The sequence below is a fragment of the Aestuarium sp. genome, from assembly GCF_023253315.1.
GTDB lineage: Bacteria > Pseudomonadota > Alphaproteobacteria > Rhodobacterales > Rhodobacteraceae > Marivivens > Marivivens donghaensis.
Genome location: NZ_JALRGW010000154.1, coordinates 1 through 686, shown reverse-complemented (window position 1 = coordinate 686; position 686 = coordinate 1). Strand labels below are relative to the sequence as shown.

The window sequence follows — 686 nt, the reverse complement described above, 5'->3', positions numbered from 1 at the left end:
AGCATATTTGATTTGACCAGCGCTGTACGAGCGTCCCGAAGCGTCATTGGCAGCAGGGCCGAGCGGCCCCTGTATACATCACCCCGTGTGGCAGGAGGAAGATCAAGACCTTCTTCAATTCCGCTCAAACCCGCGGCAAGCTGGCTCGCCATGGCAAGATACGGGTTGAGATCTGCTCCGCCAATACGGTTTTCAATGCGCACGGATTTGGTGCCGTCCCCGCAGACTCGATAGCCTGCAGTACGGTTATCAACCGACCAGATGATCCGCGTTGGCGCAAAAGATCCTTTGGCGAAACGCTTATAGCTGTTGATATATGGGGCCAAGAAATATGTGCAATCGCGGCTATATGTCAAAAGACCGGCAAGATAGTGTTTCATCGTCGCGGACATGCCAAGCCCGTTTGGATCCTTAAGGTCGTGAAAAGCGGGCTTATCCCCTTGCCAAAGAGACTGGTGAATATGGGAGGAGGAACCCACGCGGTTATGGTGCCACTTGGGAAGAAAAGAGACAGCATGACCCTTTTGCCAGCCAATTTCCTTTGCCGCGTGTTTGGCAATTGTATGGTAATCCGCACTCAGCAGGGAGTCTGCATAGGCGATGTTGAGCTCTTCCTGTCCGGCTTCGGCCTCTCCCTTAGAATTTTCCACGGGAATCCCAGCGCCATGCAGATGATTACGCAAAGG

General features: G+C 53.4%; 1 protein-coding gene. It reads right to left on the bottom strand.

All coding sequences use genetic code 11. The features are described from left to right. Positions 1-686, bottom strand: a 686-nt coding sequence (locus AC1QQ2_RS14765; protein ID WP_479713714.1) for a type I glutamate--ammonia ligase, incomplete at both ends; no start/stop codon positions are given.